Source organism: Nitrosomonas oligotropha (genome assembly GCF_900106555.1).
Taxonomy (GTDB): domain Bacteria; phylum Pseudomonadota; class Gammaproteobacteria; order Burkholderiales; family Nitrosomonadaceae; genus Nitrosomonas; species Nitrosomonas oligotropha_A.
The window spans coordinates 1-13,985 of the sequence record NZ_FNOE01000010.1 but is presented as its reverse complement, the minus strand read 5'-3'; the positions used below and the strand labels follow the sequence as shown (position 1 = coordinate 13,985).

Here is a 13,985-nt window from a genome sequence, read left to right as displayed (position 1 = left end):
TATTCTTGAACCGAGCAACAATCCCACATAAGAATCCAGGGCATATTAGATAGAAATTTCTAGATAAAATAAAATCTGTGTACAACTGCCTTTTGATATGTCGCACAGAAAACAGAAACTTTATGTTCTGCACATACAATTGCAATACAGTTATTTTATATGGTTATATTTAGCGCATCAAATGGCAATAGCTATTCTATCAACTACTTATGAGAAATTTCTAAGATTGGTCCTGATGAATTAACGATTAATCAAATCAAAGAGGGTTGACGTCAATTATAATTTCTAATATATTGGAAACATGGAAATGAGTATTGCAATTAAAGCGCTTGCCGCCCTGGCCCATGAGACTCGTCTCACGATATTCCGAATGCTGGTTCAGGCTGGCGAATCCGGCGTTCCGGCCGGTCAGCTTGCCAAGGAATTGTGCATTCCCAATGCAACGCTGTCTTTTCATCTGAAAGAATTGACTCACGCGGAGCTGGTGATTGCCCGGCAGGAAAGCCGCTTCATTTATTATTCGGCAAATTTTACAACCATGAATGCATTAATAGGTTATCTCACCGAGAACTGTTGCGCCGGTACACCCTGCGGCAATGTTGAAGTTTGCTGCGATGAAAAAAACAGCTAAATATAACTTAACGAAGGAGACAATGATGAAACGCTTTCATGTCCATATTGCCGTCAATAACCTACAGGATAATATCCGCTTTTACTCAGCACTATTCGGTGTCGAACCATCCGTCAGCAAATCGGATTACGCAAAATGGATGCTGGATGATCCGTATATCAATTTCGCCATATCGGCGCGAGGTGCAAAGCCGGGTTTGGATCATGTGGGAATCCAGGTTGATTCTGACGATGCCTTAACCGAAGTAAATCAACGTTTGACGCAAGCCGGTTTGCCTGCTGTGGAACAACAGAATGCACAATGCTGCTACGCATCATCAAATAAATACTGGACAGTTGATCCGCAAGGCATCGCCTGGGAGGCATTTCATTCGCTAGCCTCAATTCCGGTATTTGGACAGGATACCGCCATTCCCACTAAAACCGAAACCTGTTGCGCAGCCTGATCATGAATGTACTATTTCTTTGCACCGGAAATTCCTGCCGCTCTATTCTCGCGGAAGCTACTTTTAATCATCTGGCACCCAAAGGTTGGCAAGCGATGAGCGCGGGCAGTAAACCGACCGGCCAGGTCCATCCGCGTTCGCTTGCTTTGCTTGAACGCGAAGGTATCGCAACCGAAGGGCTTTGCAGTAAATCGTGGGATAACTTACCAGCTACACCGGATATTGTAATCACTGTGTGCGGCAACGCCGCCGGAGAAACCTGTCCGGCGTATCTCGGGCCCGCACTGCGCTCGCATTGGGATGTCGATGATCCCGCTGAAGCGACGGGAACCGAAGAAGAAATCAACACGGCATTCGTGCTGGCTTATCAAACCTTGCGTGAGGGTATCGAGACTTTTTTATCGCTGCCACTCGATGATTTGCAGCAAAATCCTTCCGCTTTTAGGACAAAACTGGACTACATCGGCATTTTGAAATTCAAGCCGTCACAATCAAAGTGACAGCAACAAGCAGAAATTCAAACACCGTGAACCATTGACATGCTGATTGCTCTACTGATTTTCATCGTAACGCTCGTGCTGGTCATCTGGCAGCCGCGCGGCCTTGGTATTGGTTGGAGTGCTCTACTTGGCGCTACCGCAGCACTACTGCTGGGCGTGATTCAGCTCAGTGACATTCCGGTGGTGTGGAATATTGTCTGGAATGCGACAGCAGCTTTCATTGCCATCATCATTATCAGTTTATTGCTTGATGAAGCGGGATTTTTTGAGTGGGCAGCATTGCATGTGGCGCGTTGGGGTCGCGGCAATGGGTATTTATTATTTACCTACATTGTATTACTGGGCGCGGCGGTTGCAGTGTTGTTTGCCAACGATGGCGCAGCTTTAATTCTAACGCCGATTGTGATGGCGATGCTACTGGCACTTGGGCTTAGCCCGGCTGCTACGCTCGCTTTCGTCATGGCGGCGGGTTTTATTGCCGATACGGCCAGCTTGCCGTTAGTGGTATCTAATTTGGTGAACATCGTCTCGGCTGATTATTTCAAGATTGGGTTTGCCGAATATGCTTCAGTGATGATTCCGGTCAATATTGCTTCAATAGCGGGTAGCTTGGGAGTACTCACTTTCTATTTTCGCCGCAGTATTCCGGCGCACTATGATGTCGGTCAACTGAAGGTACCCAATGAAGCAATAAGCGATCCAGCAACGTTCCGTGCTGGCTGGGTGGTGTTGGCTTGCTGCTGATCGGCTTTTTTGGCCTCGAATCTTTGGGTGTGCCCATCAGCCTTGTGGCTGCCACTGGCTCACTCATACTACTCGCGGTGGCGGCGCGTGGTCATGTGATTAACACGCGTAGGGTGGTACGCGAAGCGCCGTGGCAAATCGTTATTTTTTCACTGGGCATGTATTTAGTGGTGTATGGTTTGCGTAATGAAGGCTTGACCGGGTACATTACCGGCCTGCTTGATGTCTTCGCCAGTTATGGCTTATGGGGAGCAACACTTGGCACCGGTTTTCTGGCTGCTTTCTTATCGTCTATCATGAACAATATGCCCACGGTACTGATCGGCGCGTTGTCGATCGATGCAACAAACGCAACCGGAACAATCAAGGAAGCCATGATTTACGCCAATGTGATCGGTTGCGATCTGGGGCCGAAAATCACACCGATTGGCAGTCTGGCAACCTTGTTATGGCTGCATGTACTAGCGCGGAAAAATACGGTTATCACTTGGAGATATTATTTCCAGGTGGGGATTGTGTTGACGGTTCCGGTATTGCTCGTCACGCTGGCTACTCTCGCTATGTGGCTTAATATTCGGTGAGATTACCACCAAAAAGCACAATAACCGTACAAAACAAATTGCATCAACTTTATTAACTTTACTCATGGAGAATCAAAATGACCACCATACAGATATTTGACCCTGCCTTATGTTGTAGCTCAGGCGTTTGCGGTGCCGATGCTGATCGTGAATTAATCAACTTTTCCGCTGATGTCGACTGGGCCAAACAACAAGGTGCTGCCATTGAGCGCTTTAATCTGGCGCAACAACCGATGGCTTTTGCAGATAACTCTACAGTGAAAGCATTCTTGGAACGCTCCGGTGCTGAAGCGCTGCCATTGGTTCTCATAGATGGCGAAGTGGCATTGGCAGGCCGCTATCCAAATCGCGGTGAACTGGCGCGCTGGACTGGCGTTGCTGTGGAGGAAGAAATCGAAGAATCCAGTTGTTGCGGCGGCTGTTGCTAACGCAAACCCGAACCCGAACCAACTACATGACGCAACTCAAATTCCTCGATCAACCGCCGCGATTTCTGTTCTTTACTGGCAAGGGCGGTGTCGGGAAAACGTCGTTGGCTTGCGCTACGGCGATAACGCTGGCCGATGCCGGTCAGCGGGTATTGCTGGTCAGCACCGATCCGGCTTCCAACGTGGGTCAGGTGTTCGGCATGACGATTGGCAACAAGGTTACCTCGATTACAGCAGTGCCCGGATTAGCCGCTCTGGAAATCGACCCGCAAGCAGCAGCGCAAGTCTATCGTGATCGCATTGTCAATCCGGTGCGCGGTGTATTGCCGGACACGGTGGTCAAAGGTATCGAAGAGCAACTATCCGGTGCATGCACGACTGAAATTGCCGCTTTCGATGAATTCACCGCTTTGTTGGTCGATTCGGCGCTGACAACGGATTACGATCATATTATTTTTGACACCGCCCCGACCGGTCACACCATACGGTTGCTGCAACTGCCCGGCGCATGGAGTGATTTTCTTGCGGAAGGCAAAGGCGACGCGTCCTGTCTTGGCCCGCTGGCCGGCTTGGAAAAACAACGCGCACAATACAAGGCAGCAGTGGATGCCCTCGCCGATTCGCAACGCACCCGGCTGGTATTGGTGGCCCGCGCGCAACAAGCCACGTTACGCGAAGTAGCGCGCACACATGAAGAATTGGCAGCCATTGGTTTGACGAAACAATTTCTAGTCATTAATGGATTGTTTCCACAAGCAGAAACAGCACAGGATCCACTGGCAACCGCAATTTTCAAACGTGAGCAAAACGCTTTGGCCGCCATACCGGAAGTCCTCAGCCAATTGCCTTGCGATCATATTTTACTGAAACCGTTTAACCTGGTCGGATTGACAGCCTTGCGGAAACTATTGGTTGATGATCTACCTGTCGATGGTGAAAATAAATCAAGCCACCCTGCCATTCCATTCCCCAGCTTATCCAAGCTAACGAATGAGATTGCCAAGGATGGCTGCGGTTTGATCATGTTGATGGGAAAAGGCGGTGTTGGCAAAACCACGCTGGCTGCGGCCATCGCGGTCAATCTTGCGCATCGGGGCCTTCCCGTCCATTTAACCACTTCAGACCCCGCGGCACATTTAAGCGAAACACTCAGCGGTGCTATGGGCAATCTGCTGGTTGACCGGATTGATCCGCACGCGGAAACCGAGCGCTACCGGCAGCGTGTTCTGGAAACCAAGGGCTCGCATCTGGATGCGCAAGGCAGAGCATTGCTGGAAGAAGATTTACGTTCACCTTGCACCGAAGAAATTGCGGTATTTCAGGCATTCTCGCGTATTATCCACGAAGCGGGAAAGCAATTCGTGGTGATGGATACCGCACCCACCGGGCATACACTATTGTTGCTGGATGCCACCGGCGCCTATCATCGCGAAATTGCCAAACAAATGGATCCTTCCATCGTGCACTACAATACGCCGATGATGCAACTGCAAAACCCTAAGCAAACCAAAATACTGCTGGTAACATTGGCGGAAACGACACCCGTACTGGAAGCTGCTAATCTTCAAGCAGATTTGCGCCGGGCAGGTATTGAACCGTGGGCATGGATCATCAATAACAGCGTTGCTGCAACAACTGCCCACTCTCCCTTATTGTGTCAGCGCGCTAGTAATGAACTTGCTGATATAAAGACAGTATCCACCATGTATGCAAAGCTTTATGCCGTCGTGCCATTACTCCAAGAAGAGCCCGTGGGCATCGAGAAGTTATTGGAATTGTCCAGAAGTAGCCAATAACCGAGCATGTATAGATAAGTGTCGATAAGATTTACCAAACAACCCATCAGATAAGTGGTTAAACAAGATGCTGAAGCTGCTGGTTTGTGAGGCTGCCGTATAGCTCATGGCCTAACCGTCACAACAATCGCCGCTGTTTTTGCCGTGCTCTTGAATTGGCGGGCATGGAACCGTGCCGTAGGAACAGTAAACACAGCAGTCACCCGGCTTCGGCTTGAGCACAGTGTGACACTGCTCGCATTCATAGAACCACTGACACGCATCCGTTGGCATGATCTCAGTTTTGGTGTGGCTGCAAACGGGGCAAGTCAGCGTGGATTCAAGAATGACAGCGCTCATGAAGAACCCTATTCAACGATTTTGACTGATACTTCGTTGAAAAAGCTACGACGCAGCAACCACATCACTGTAAGAGGTAGAGTAACCAACTTATTTACTTATGATTATGATGAATAGAGTCATGATGATGTCCTCCTGGCACGGCATGGCGCGCATGATCACTTAATTGGGCATCAAACCACTGGTGAATAGCAAGTTTAAGTTTTTCAATATGAGTGGAATAAGTAATTTCTGCTCCGTCTGACAATTCCTTATACACAATATTAATTTGACCCACTTTAGCTGCTTTCAATTCTGCTAACCCAGGCATCGTTGTGCCGTGAATTTTTTCTGGATTTGAAAAATTGCCTTGTTTAAATTCTTTAGCAATAGCAGATAAATGTGATCGTATCAGGTTGATTTGTTCAGTATCAGATTTATCCTTCGCAATAACCTGTTGAATTCCTCCAGTGTCTGTTTTGGAAAAAATATGCGTAGTTTTCTCCAAATCAAACGGCATAACATGCGAACCACGTTCAGCAACTTCATCAAGACGCTGTTCATCCGCTTTTTCTACCGCATGAACAGGCGTTGCAATAAATAAAGCCAGCAAGAAAGATGGAATAAACAGTTTGTTCATTTTATTTCTCCGTTACTCAGTTTGTGAAGTGGCTCGTGTTCAAGAGTGCAACTAAGGCCATGCTCCACATTATCCTAGATTCTCAGTTGAAGTCACCTAGGTCGCTCAAGAATCCCATAGATTAAGGCTTTTTGAAAGATTTATGGTATCAGTAAGCAGGTGAGATTTTGATAAATTAGCCAGAATTGGCTGAAAGTATTGTTACATATAGCTTCCAGCTTGATTAAATCAACTGAGGTGCAGTTAATGTTCTTATTGATCCGGCCATTAAAAAGATTGACTAGTATCTCCGTATTCTGGCCTTCTCCGCCATGACAAACCGCACTATTTAATTGCCGACTCTATAATAATAAAGGCTCTAGACTAGCAGACACGATCTGTTAGTTTAGCAAGATGTTAAGAAACAGTAAATTAAGTGATTATTACATTAGAAAAATAATTCAATGCTTTTGCATTGATATACCTGCCAGCAAAACAGCTCTGCTGTTAGGTAAAAATCGTAACACGATTAATCGTTGGTATGGCATTTTCAGGCAAGTAATCTATAGCCATCAGACTGCCCTTAAAGACAAGCTGTTAGGCAAAGTGGAAGTTGATGAAAGCTATTTTGGTGCGAAACGGCATCGAGGTTATCATGGGAAACTCAAACGCGGTCGCGGGACATTAAAACAGCCTGTATTTGGTGTGTTTGAGCGAGATGGCAGGGTATACACCGAAATAGTACCGGACTGTAAGCGCTTGACCTTACAAGCGGTAATACTGGGTAAAGTATCCATTGAAAGTGTCATCTATAGTGATGGCTGGCGTGGTTATAATGGTTTGGTAGATGTAGGATACTCCAAGCATTTTCGTGTATCCCATGGTGATAATGAATTTGCGCGGGATGGGCATTGCCATATTAACGGTATTGAATCGTTTTGGAGTTTTACCAAGCGGCGGTTGGCAAAGTTTAACGGTGTGTCGGTTAACTTTGAGCTGCATTTAAAAGAATCTGAATGGCGTTGGAAAAAACAACCTGATGCACTTGCTAATGAACTATGGCAAATCATCAGATATTATTAACTTTGCTAGTCTAGAGCCTAATAAATATTGACTGTACAATGCTCTTACCGTTTTTATCACAAATTCCAACTGAGATTTTTAGGATTATGTCACAGTTAGTTCTTTTTTAAGATGATATGTGTCGTATGAAATCCATGCGTTGATGCAAAATGTGGACGATCAAAATACCCGTATCCCGTATTCTTAGGGAAAATCTGAAAAAACCCAGCTAGATGTAAAATAGCCATTAGATTGAGACCGCCGCATGAGAAGTAACTGATGAAGCAAGTGGGGCTATCGATACCGCCATTTGTCAAGAAACCGGAAGTGACGTGGCGACAAAAATTTCTGCAAGATCCTGTCTGCTACCTACTGCGTCCTCTGCCTCTTGTGTATTTGCCCAATCCGCCATCTTCCTTCACAAATGTTCTGGGCTTCCTAAGAATGGCGCTTATCTCGCCAGATATTGATGCAAATAACCCTTCTTCACGCAATGAACGATAATCAAAACCGTCCACCGCCAATACATCTTTTAATATACCAGCTTCACATGCTTTCAATAATACGGGATGTCTGTAATCATTAACATTCGTGATGGCAAATATGGTATTGACGCCGGAATTGCGTGCAAAATTTTGTAGTCGCGCCAGAAGTAGATTTTGAGGACGAATCAGTACAGTTAGTGGTAATTCACTTAACGATAATACAAAACCTGTTGCGCTGAGTCCTATCAAGTTAAAAAACTGATCCCGATTTTTTAAAGCATGGCCTATCTTTGCCAGATCCTCCGGTGAGGCTATTTTCTCCAAAAGCAGCTCATGACTTTTATAGTGGTTATTCTGATAACCACCTGCCAGATTACCCATCCAATTCACAAAATCGACATGACCGTCATTATCAATAACACTGTATTGACTGGTATTGATAACGACATGACCTTTGAAACTCGGAACAAATGATGCGATTATTTCTGTGAGCCTGATATCCTGACTCGATGGCGTAGCATTACCCGATGGATGGTTATGCAATAACCAGTAACCATCAGCTTTAACATGACGTTTAGTCTTTTCTACCAAAATACCTAGATCATGTTTGTCATGCCCAATCTTTTCCAGATAAACTGCGCCCGGTAATCTGGAACTCACAGCCGTATGATGAACGATGCGATTCATACGGGTATAAAATATTCTCAGCGTTTCATAGCGCGGATCGCGTAATATTTGCGCCATCACTGCCAGATCATAGCCTGACTTGATGGACTGATTCAGGAAGGTAGTTCCTCCTTTTTCTCGGAAGTCTTTCGGGAAATCACAACCCAGTATGCTGCCACCTGCCCATCGAGCATGAGCTTCGAGCAGTTCTGTATAAGCACCTCGCCTTGCTTCCTTTTGTTTTTTTGTAGTGCCGGGACGAGTCTCAATTTTTTCATAAAGATCACCTTCATCAGGATTGGATGGGTTTCCTGGAATCTTCAGCATATTATCGCGCATCTTGCGGCCTCCTTATCAGATTACCTGACCAATACGTTTTTGCTTGATTTCCTGCTGCTTAGGTTCAATAGGGACTTGTAACCTCAATAAGCTGTCCTGTTTAGCCTGCTGAGATATTTTTTCAACAACCGATCCAATCTGACGTTTGACGGCCTCAATACCCAGCATGCTTTTATTGGCCAGATCATTAAAATCATTTAATTTCTTTGATATCTGCTCATTAGGTGCAAAAACTGGAAATACCGCCACACCATCAACAAAACTTGCTGCTTCAAGCGCCTTTTCCTTGCCGGGGTTTTTGCCAAGGGTTGATGCCAGATGATGATCATCATCTCCGGCAATAATAATGGGCTTATGTGGATACTTTTCATGCAAATCCTTAGCTACTTTGGGCAAGTTACCTGAATCAAATGCGGCTATGACAGGATAATCCAGCGCCTGGGATAGCGTGTCTGCGGTGGCATAGCCTTCAGCAATCACAATGGTAGGTGCTGTATTAATGGCTGCTTCCAATCCCTGACCGTTATTTCCCACGACATGAAAGTTATTCTCCTTTCTACTTCCAGATGCAAAAAGCTTTGCACCACTGGGTTGTATCGTTTGCACACTCCAGATCTGATCATCAATATCTTGTGCGGCCAGCAACAAATCACCGGCGGTAAATACCAAACTGTCAGGGTATACTTCGCGCAGTGCTTTGACTTCCTGCCAGTTTTGACCAATTTTGATGATTGAGTCATGGGATAAATCATCCGCATTCTGCGGCACGATTCTCAAATCTCCCGGTCTGGCGTGCTTATCCTTCAAATAAGGATGTTCGGAATCAGCAACCAGTGCGATCGCTAGCAATTCTTTAATTGCATCAGCAACCTTGATGTGCAATGCCTGTTGTTCGGCTTTTCTGTTTTGCTGCTTGATAGCGGCCTGTAGCACAAGCTCTGCTTTTTGTGCACCCGTTAACGAATACCCCTTAGCCTTCCAGCGAATTTCTATACCAGTTCGATTATTCTTGAAATATCCGGCAGGATGACCATCCAGATGCGCCACATAAAAACCTGATTTCTCACCGGACTTATCACCCTCAACTTTAATTCTGTTTTTGCTGCCATCCATCACCGGATGATTGCCATCAACCAAACAACCTTGAGCGCGCAGCAAGTCAGCAAATTCACTCACAGGATCGATAGCCGGTTCCTGCTGTCTGGAAACGTTCTCAGGCAGCCAACGTTGCAATGTTTGGATATCTGCTTCTGACCCTACGTACCAGGCACGGGCGGTTTTGTCCCAACGAGCTCCAGCAGCCTTTGCCAAATCTTTTTCCGTATAAGGAACAATCAAATATTGACGAGCATTGTCATCGTTTTGCTCGGTCTTGGCTCCCAATATCGATACATCAGTGGTATTTGGATCATTTCGAATGCGATTTTCATTGATGTGGGCAAGCTTGGCGGCCTTTTCATGTTCATTTTGTTCTGCAGCGACATCTATGAGTGCAAGCAGATTGGTTAAATCTTGCGCTTCTTGTTTGGATTCACAGTCTTTCACCCATTGGAAATTCTGATCATCACGCTGCGTATACACGCCCCAGAATTGTGGCTCCGTGTTTATTGAATCAGCGGATACTATAGACTCAATACCATTTTCATCGGTTTGTATCGCATTACCCTGAATCTGCATCTGTCCATTCCAGTCAGCCGGGATTCTAAAACCCAGTTTGTCTTCTGCTACCTCTTCAAACTCCAGATTATCAATACTCCCATTTCTCACAGACTTGAGTGCATCGGCCACCAGAATGATGGCACCCTGATCCTTTTTTGACATAGCTTGTGTCAGATCATTAAACCGTTTGATATTGTGGGATGCGATGGTGGCCAGATCAGGTGAGAGATTCTGCAAATAAGTGGCAGTGTTTTGCTTGATTTGATCCATCTTGATTGTCTCCTCTGTATCAACTTCCTGTGCCATTTCCTGTTGTTGTGACAATGCCAGTATATAATCCTGGATTTTTTCAGCATCAGCGGCAGCACGAAATATTTCTGTGGGATCTTCCTGTAGCGCTTTGATCCATGAACTCACATAAGCCACATGCTGCCCCGGATCATGACCAATACCCAATTCACCACTGAGCAGCATGCTGGCAATCTCAGCGCGTAGTTCTTCGCGGCCGTAACCTTCGCTACCAAATGGATGCGAGAGATCTCGGTTTAAGCGCAATTCATGACCGGTCCAGTGGCCCAGTTCATGCAGGGCGGTTGCGTAATAGCGATCCGGTGTCGGAAATTGGTGTTTATGGGGCAAGTGGATACTGTCGGTTGATGGCCGGTAAAATGCGCGATCTGCCTCGCCATGACGGATCACGGCATGGGATGCTTGTAAGATGTGCTCAGCACGCTCCAGCGGATCCCAGTCAGGGGCTTTAATGCTAAGTTCCGGCAGATTATCCATTTGTTCCGCATTAAATACGGAGGCGTAGAACACCCTGGGGCGCTCCAGCCTGATCTGCTCTTTAATGGGATTGCCTTCACTATTTAAAACAGGATTCCCGCTATCATCTTTTTTGATGTGTTCATCGGTGAATTTCCAGTATTGAACGAGCGTGCTTTTTTCACCTTTACGCACTTGCGCACCCAGGCTTATCGCTTGCTTGTACGTGAGCCAACGCGGATCCGTATACGCAAGACTCATCAGGTTCAGGCTATTAATGCCCCGGTAGCGTTTGCCGGTTGTTGGATTCACGGGTAATATGGCCAGCAAATCACCGGGTTCCCACGGCTTTTGCCAGGGCGCAACGCCTTTCTTGAGTTGCTCAATCAGATTCTCGGCGACTTGTTCATGAAAAGCTTTTTTAGAATCTTTCATTGTTCATCCTCCGCTGCATGATCGATGCTGCTATCCAGCGCATCTTGTTCACTTAAGGCATCTTCTTTGAATGCACCCAGCCTTTCGGCTTCTAAGGGATTAAATTCAGCCTGGAAGCCCGGTAATTCTGCATCGAGTAGTTTTTCCTTGATCACCTGATCTTGAATGTCAGGATTTTTTGATTGAGTTTCATCGTCCGTTCTATTCATGGCGCTTACTCCTGTTGGCTAATGACTCCAGGTAAATAAAGGGTATATAACCTGTTGAATCTGATCACGCGCAATCAACCCGAAATAGCGCGCATCAAAGGATTGTGGGTTCACATTGGATAGCAGCAGGTACTCGGAATCATTGAGCACAGCTTTAAGCCGATATTGCGGCAATGGTTGACCCTCAGCATCTGCTGCTAACTGGGCGCTGTTGGGTAAGTGTTCACCATTCACAAAGATGCCAGCCTGATCGATGGAAACCGTATCTCCGGATTGTGCAAACACCCGTTTCAGCAACAAACCGTAACCGCCCGGACAATCTCCTCGGTTGATGTAGGATCGATCCCTAGCCATATCAAAAACCGCATTCTGTGGTGGGCAGAAAGCGACATAAGCACCGCTGGCAATTGGTTCATCAACGACTTTGTAAAAACCCACTGGCAAGCTGGGTGTGGTATTTATATAAATCCCGCTGACACGTAATCCAATACTCAGCACAAATACGCTAACGCTTAGGGTCAGAATCAAAACACCCAGGATTTTGATATTTTTTTTCATGAAGTTGGTTTTCATGCGCTCGAGGTATCTCACAGTCCGGTTAATTTATCGCTAAAGCTTGGGGGATTGACCTGTGCCCGTGCCGTAAAGGTTTCATCCTGGAAATACAAAGGCTGTGTGCCATAGATTGCGGGGAATCCGGCCACATAAATAATCATGTCGCCAGGTTTGGTGATCTTGCCTTCAGCATCTTTCATGGGACCGGGCAGTCGCATACATTCATCCGGCGTTAATAACGCGCGCTGCGTCTCCTGCAGGGTACGGGTGACATGTCCATGCATCATTGATGAGCGGCGTCCACTGGTGGTAATCTGTTCTTTGATGACCGTGGTTTGCCCGGTCAGTTTGGATAAATGTTCAGCTGTTTCAATCCGGTTGGGTGCAAATGCGGTCTGGATATGACAGTTGGAAGTGATCGCCTCATCATGTCCGTAGCCGGTCTCGCGGCTTTTAAGCTGATTTAAGTCCTGGCAGATCAGATAGGCCTTCATGCCATAGCCTGCGATAAACGCGAGTGATTCCTGAAATATTTCAAGTTTTCCTAAGCTTGGGAATTCGTCCAGCATCAATAGCAACTTGTGTTTGTAATGCGCAGCTGGTTGACCGTCTTTAAACGTGATTCTATCGGCCAGCTTTCTGATGATCATATTGATCAGAATGCGGATTAAAGGGCGCAACCGCGATTTGTCATTGGGATGCGACACAATATACAAACTGACGGGACTCTCATGGTGCATGAGGTCGCGGATTGTAAAATCCGATGTGCTGATATTGTTGGCAACGATCGGGTCGCGGTACAAGGATAGATAGGATTTTGCAGTTGAAAGCACGGAACCTGCTTCTTCTTCCGGGCGATCCAGCATGTCTCGCGCACTCGCTGCAATCACGGGATGGTTCTTGCCATCCAGATAATCCTGCATGGCCATTTCCATCCAAAGCTCCCTGATATCGCGATCTGGATCAGATAGCATGGAGTCTACTGTGGATAATGTGGCGGGGATTCCTTCTCGCTGTGATTTGTACAAAACATGCAAAATGACACCCACCAGCAATGCCTGGCTGGTTTTCTGCCAGTGGGTTTGTAATCCTTTACCATCCGGATCAACGATTAACGTAGTCAGGTTTTGAACATCGGCGACTTCGGTACCACTGCCAATCTGGATTTCGTCCAGCGGATTCCAATGCGCGCTACTGGTTGAAGCTGGATCAAAGCGCAGCACCTTGTTTTTGGCATGATGCTTTCTCCAACCGGAGGTCAATGCCCATAACTCACCTTTGAGATCAGTAATGACTGCACTCTGAGTCCAAGAAAGCAGGGTCGGTATAACCAGACTGACACCCTTGCCAGAGCGGGTTGGGGCATAACACAGCACATGTTCCGGGCCACTGTGTTTCAGATAGTGGGTTTTGCCGGAATTATCCCGCCAGCCGCCGATATAAACGGCATCGTTATTGTTACTTTTGCTATTCTTGATGGTTGGCAGTAGTCCTGCGGCTACAATGTCCTGCTTATTTGCCCATCTGGCTGAACCATGCAATCCCTGATTGGTTCGGGATGAATTGGCCAATACCATTTTAGTGACCAGCACCAATATCAAGCCGATACTGGAAAATAAAATGCCGAAACCTGCCGCTAGATCGAAGATGCCCGAATACTCGCCATACCATTTATTTGCCCATAGCAGAATTGCCCAGGATTCATAAATGTTAAAAAAGTGCGCGCCTAATTGCGGCTGGTAATTGAA

At 46.6% G+C, this 13,985-nt stretch carries 13 protein-coding genes and 1 pseudogene; 7 read left to right on the top strand and 7 right to left on the bottom strand.

Annotated features, from left to right (window positions below):
• Nucleotides 1-301: 301 nt before the first annotated feature.
• The 6 genes and pseudogenes from BLU57_RS07085 (at nucleotide 302) to arsA (ending at nucleotide 5,125) form a co-directional block, all read left to right on the top strand.
• Nucleotides 302-631 carry an ArsR/SmtB family transcription factor gene (locus tag BLU57_RS07085; protein ID WP_090318397.1) on the top strand — a complete coding sequence of 110 codons (330 nt, stop codon included), beginning with the start codon at nucleotides 302-304 and terminating at the stop codon, nucleotides 629-631.
• A 25-nt stretch (nucleotides 632-656) separates the two neighbouring features.
• On the top strand, nucleotides 657-1,076 hold the full coding sequence (locus tag BLU57_RS07080) for an ArsI/CadI family heavy metal resistance metalloenzyme (protein WP_090318395.1): 420 nt from the start codon (nucleotides 657-659) through the stop codon (nucleotides 1,074-1,076).
• Nucleotides 1,077-1,078: 2 nt separating this feature from the next.
• On the top strand, nucleotides 1,079-1,576 hold the full coding sequence (locus tag BLU57_RS07075) for an arsenate reductase ArsC (RefSeq protein ID WP_090318393.1): 498 nt from the start codon (nucleotides 1,079-1,081) through the stop codon (nucleotides 1,574-1,576).
• 39 nt (nucleotides 1,577-1,615) lie between these two features.
• A pseudogene (locus BLU57_RS07070) lies at nucleotides 1,616-2,901 on the top strand (arsenic transporter).
• 77 nt (nucleotides 2,902-2,978) lie between these two features.
• Nucleotides 2,979-3,329, top strand: a complete 351-nt coding sequence (arsD, locus tag BLU57_RS07065; RefSeq protein WP_090318390.1) for an arsenite efflux transporter metallochaperone ArsD — start codon at nucleotides 2,979-2,981, stop codon at nucleotides 3,327-3,329.
• A 26-nt stretch (nucleotides 3,330-3,355) separates the two neighbouring features.
• A complete protein-coding gene (gene arsA / locus BLU57_RS07060) occupies nucleotides 3,356-5,125 on the top strand; it encodes an arsenical pump-driving ATPase (RefSeq protein ID WP_090318658.1) in 1,770 nt (589 codons plus the stop codon).
• 111 nt (nucleotides 5,126-5,236) lie between these two features.
• On the opposite strand, the gene BLU57_RS16510 is transcribed toward arsA, so the two are convergent.
• Both BLU57_RS16510 and BLU57_RS07050 read right to left on the bottom strand, forming a co-directional pair.
• Nucleotides 5,237-5,464 (bottom strand): GDCCVxC domain-containing (seleno)protein, encoded by a 228-nt coding sequence (locus BLU57_RS16510; protein WP_090318387.1) that lies wholly within the window; start codon nucleotides 5,462-5,464, stop codon nucleotides 5,237-5,239.
• 94 nt (nucleotides 5,465-5,558) lie between these two features.
• Nucleotides 5,559-6,083 carry an aspartate carbamoyltransferase gene (locus BLU57_RS07050; protein WP_090318384.1) on the bottom strand — a complete coding sequence of 175 codons (525 nt, stop codon included), beginning with the start codon at nucleotides 6,081-6,083 and terminating at the stop codon, nucleotides 5,559-5,561.
• A gap of 393 nt (nucleotides 6,084-6,476) precedes the next feature.
• Here BLU57_RS07050 and BLU57_RS07045 point away from each other — a divergent pair, with 393 nt between their 5' ends.
• Nucleotides 6,477-7,145 (top strand): IS1595-like element ISNol1 family transposase, encoded by a 669-nt coding sequence (locus BLU57_RS07045; RefSeq protein WP_086558077.1) that lies wholly within the window; start codon nucleotides 6,477-6,479, stop codon nucleotides 7,143-7,145.
• A gap of 344 nt (nucleotides 7,146-7,489) precedes the next feature.
• Here BLU57_RS07045 and BLU57_RS07040 read toward each other — a convergent pair whose 3' ends face one another.
• The 5 genes from BLU57_RS07040 to BLU57_RS07020 all read right to left on the bottom strand — a co-directional run.
• Nucleotides 7,490-8,614, bottom strand: a complete 1,125-nt coding sequence (locus BLU57_RS07040; protein ID WP_090318381.1) for a JAB domain-containing protein — start codon at nucleotides 8,612-8,614, stop codon at nucleotides 7,490-7,492.
• A 15-nt stretch (nucleotides 8,615-8,629) separates the two neighbouring features.
• On the bottom strand, nucleotides 8,630-11,473 hold the full coding sequence (locus BLU57_RS07035; protein WP_090318378.1) for a zincin-like metallopeptidase domain-containing protein: 2,844 nt from the start codon (nucleotides 11,471-11,473) through the stop codon (nucleotides 8,630-8,632).
• Nucleotides 11,470-11,682: a conjugal transfer protein TraD gene (locus BLU57_RS07030; protein WP_090318375.1), complete on the bottom strand. Its 213-nt coding sequence runs from the start codon at nucleotides 11,680-11,682 to the stop codon at nucleotides 11,470-11,472. Before BLU57_RS07030 ends, BLU57_RS07035 begins: the two co-directional genes overlap by 4 nt.
• 18 nt (nucleotides 11,683-11,700) lie before the next feature.
• On the bottom strand, nucleotides 11,701-12,240 hold the full coding sequence (traF, locus tag BLU57_RS07025) for a conjugative transfer signal peptidase TraF (protein ID WP_090318655.1): 540 nt from the start codon (nucleotides 12,238-12,240) through the stop codon (nucleotides 11,701-11,703).
• Nucleotides 12,241-12,269: 29 nt separating this feature from the next.
• The coding region (locus tag BLU57_RS07020; RefSeq protein WP_090318372.1) for a type IV secretory system conjugative DNA transfer family protein at nucleotides 12,270-13,985 on the bottom strand (1,716 nt) is incomplete at its 5' end.

What these genes read in the sequence shown, in the direction of transcription:
- BLU57_RS07085 (WP_090318397.1), top strand. Translation starts at nt 302, where the DNA reads ATGGAAATGAGTATTGCAATTAAAGCGCTTGCCGCCCTGGCCCATGAG.
- BLU57_RS07080 (WP_090318395.1), top strand. Translation starts at nt 657, where the DNA reads ATGAAACGCTTTCATGTCCATATTGCCGTCAATAACCTACAGGATAAT.
- BLU57_RS07075 (WP_090318393.1), top strand. Translation starts at nt 1,079, where the DNA reads ATGAATGTACTATTTCTTTGCACCGGAAATTCCTGCCGCTCTATTCTC.
- arsD (WP_090318390.1), top strand. Translation starts at nt 2,979, where the DNA reads ATGACCACCATACAGATATTTGACCCTGCCTTATGTTGTAGCTCAGGC.
- arsA (WP_090318658.1), top strand. Translation starts at nt 3,356, where the DNA reads ATGACGCAACTCAAATTCCTCGATCAACCGCCGCGATTTCTGTTCTTT.
- BLU57_RS16510 (WP_090318387.1), bottom strand. Translation starts at nt 5,464, where the DNA reads ATGAGCGCTGTCATTCTTGAATCCACGCTGACTTGCCCCGTTTGCAGC.
- BLU57_RS07050 (WP_090318384.1), bottom strand. Translation starts at nt 6,083, where the DNA reads ATGAACAAACTGTTTATTCCATCTTTCTTGCTGGCTTTATTTATTGCA.
- BLU57_RS07045 (WP_086558077.1), top strand. Translation starts at nt 6,477, where the DNA reads ATGTTAAGAAACAGTAAATTAAGTGATTATTACATTAGAAAAATAATT.
- BLU57_RS07040 (WP_090318381.1), bottom strand. Translation starts at nt 8,614, where the DNA reads ATGCGCGATAATATGCTGAAGATTCCAGGAAACCCATCCAATCCTGAT.
- BLU57_RS07035 (WP_090318378.1), bottom strand. Translation starts at nt 11,473, where the DNA reads ATGAAAGATTCTAAAAAAGCTTTTCATGAACAAGTCGCCGAGAATCTG.
- BLU57_RS07030 (WP_090318375.1), bottom strand. Translation starts at nt 11,682, where the DNA reads ATGAATAGAACGGACGATGAAACTCAATCAAAAAATCCTGACATTCAA.
- traF (WP_090318655.1), bottom strand. Translation starts at nt 12,240, where the DNA reads ATGAAAAAAAATATCAAAATCCTGGGTGTTTTGATTCTGACCCTAAGC.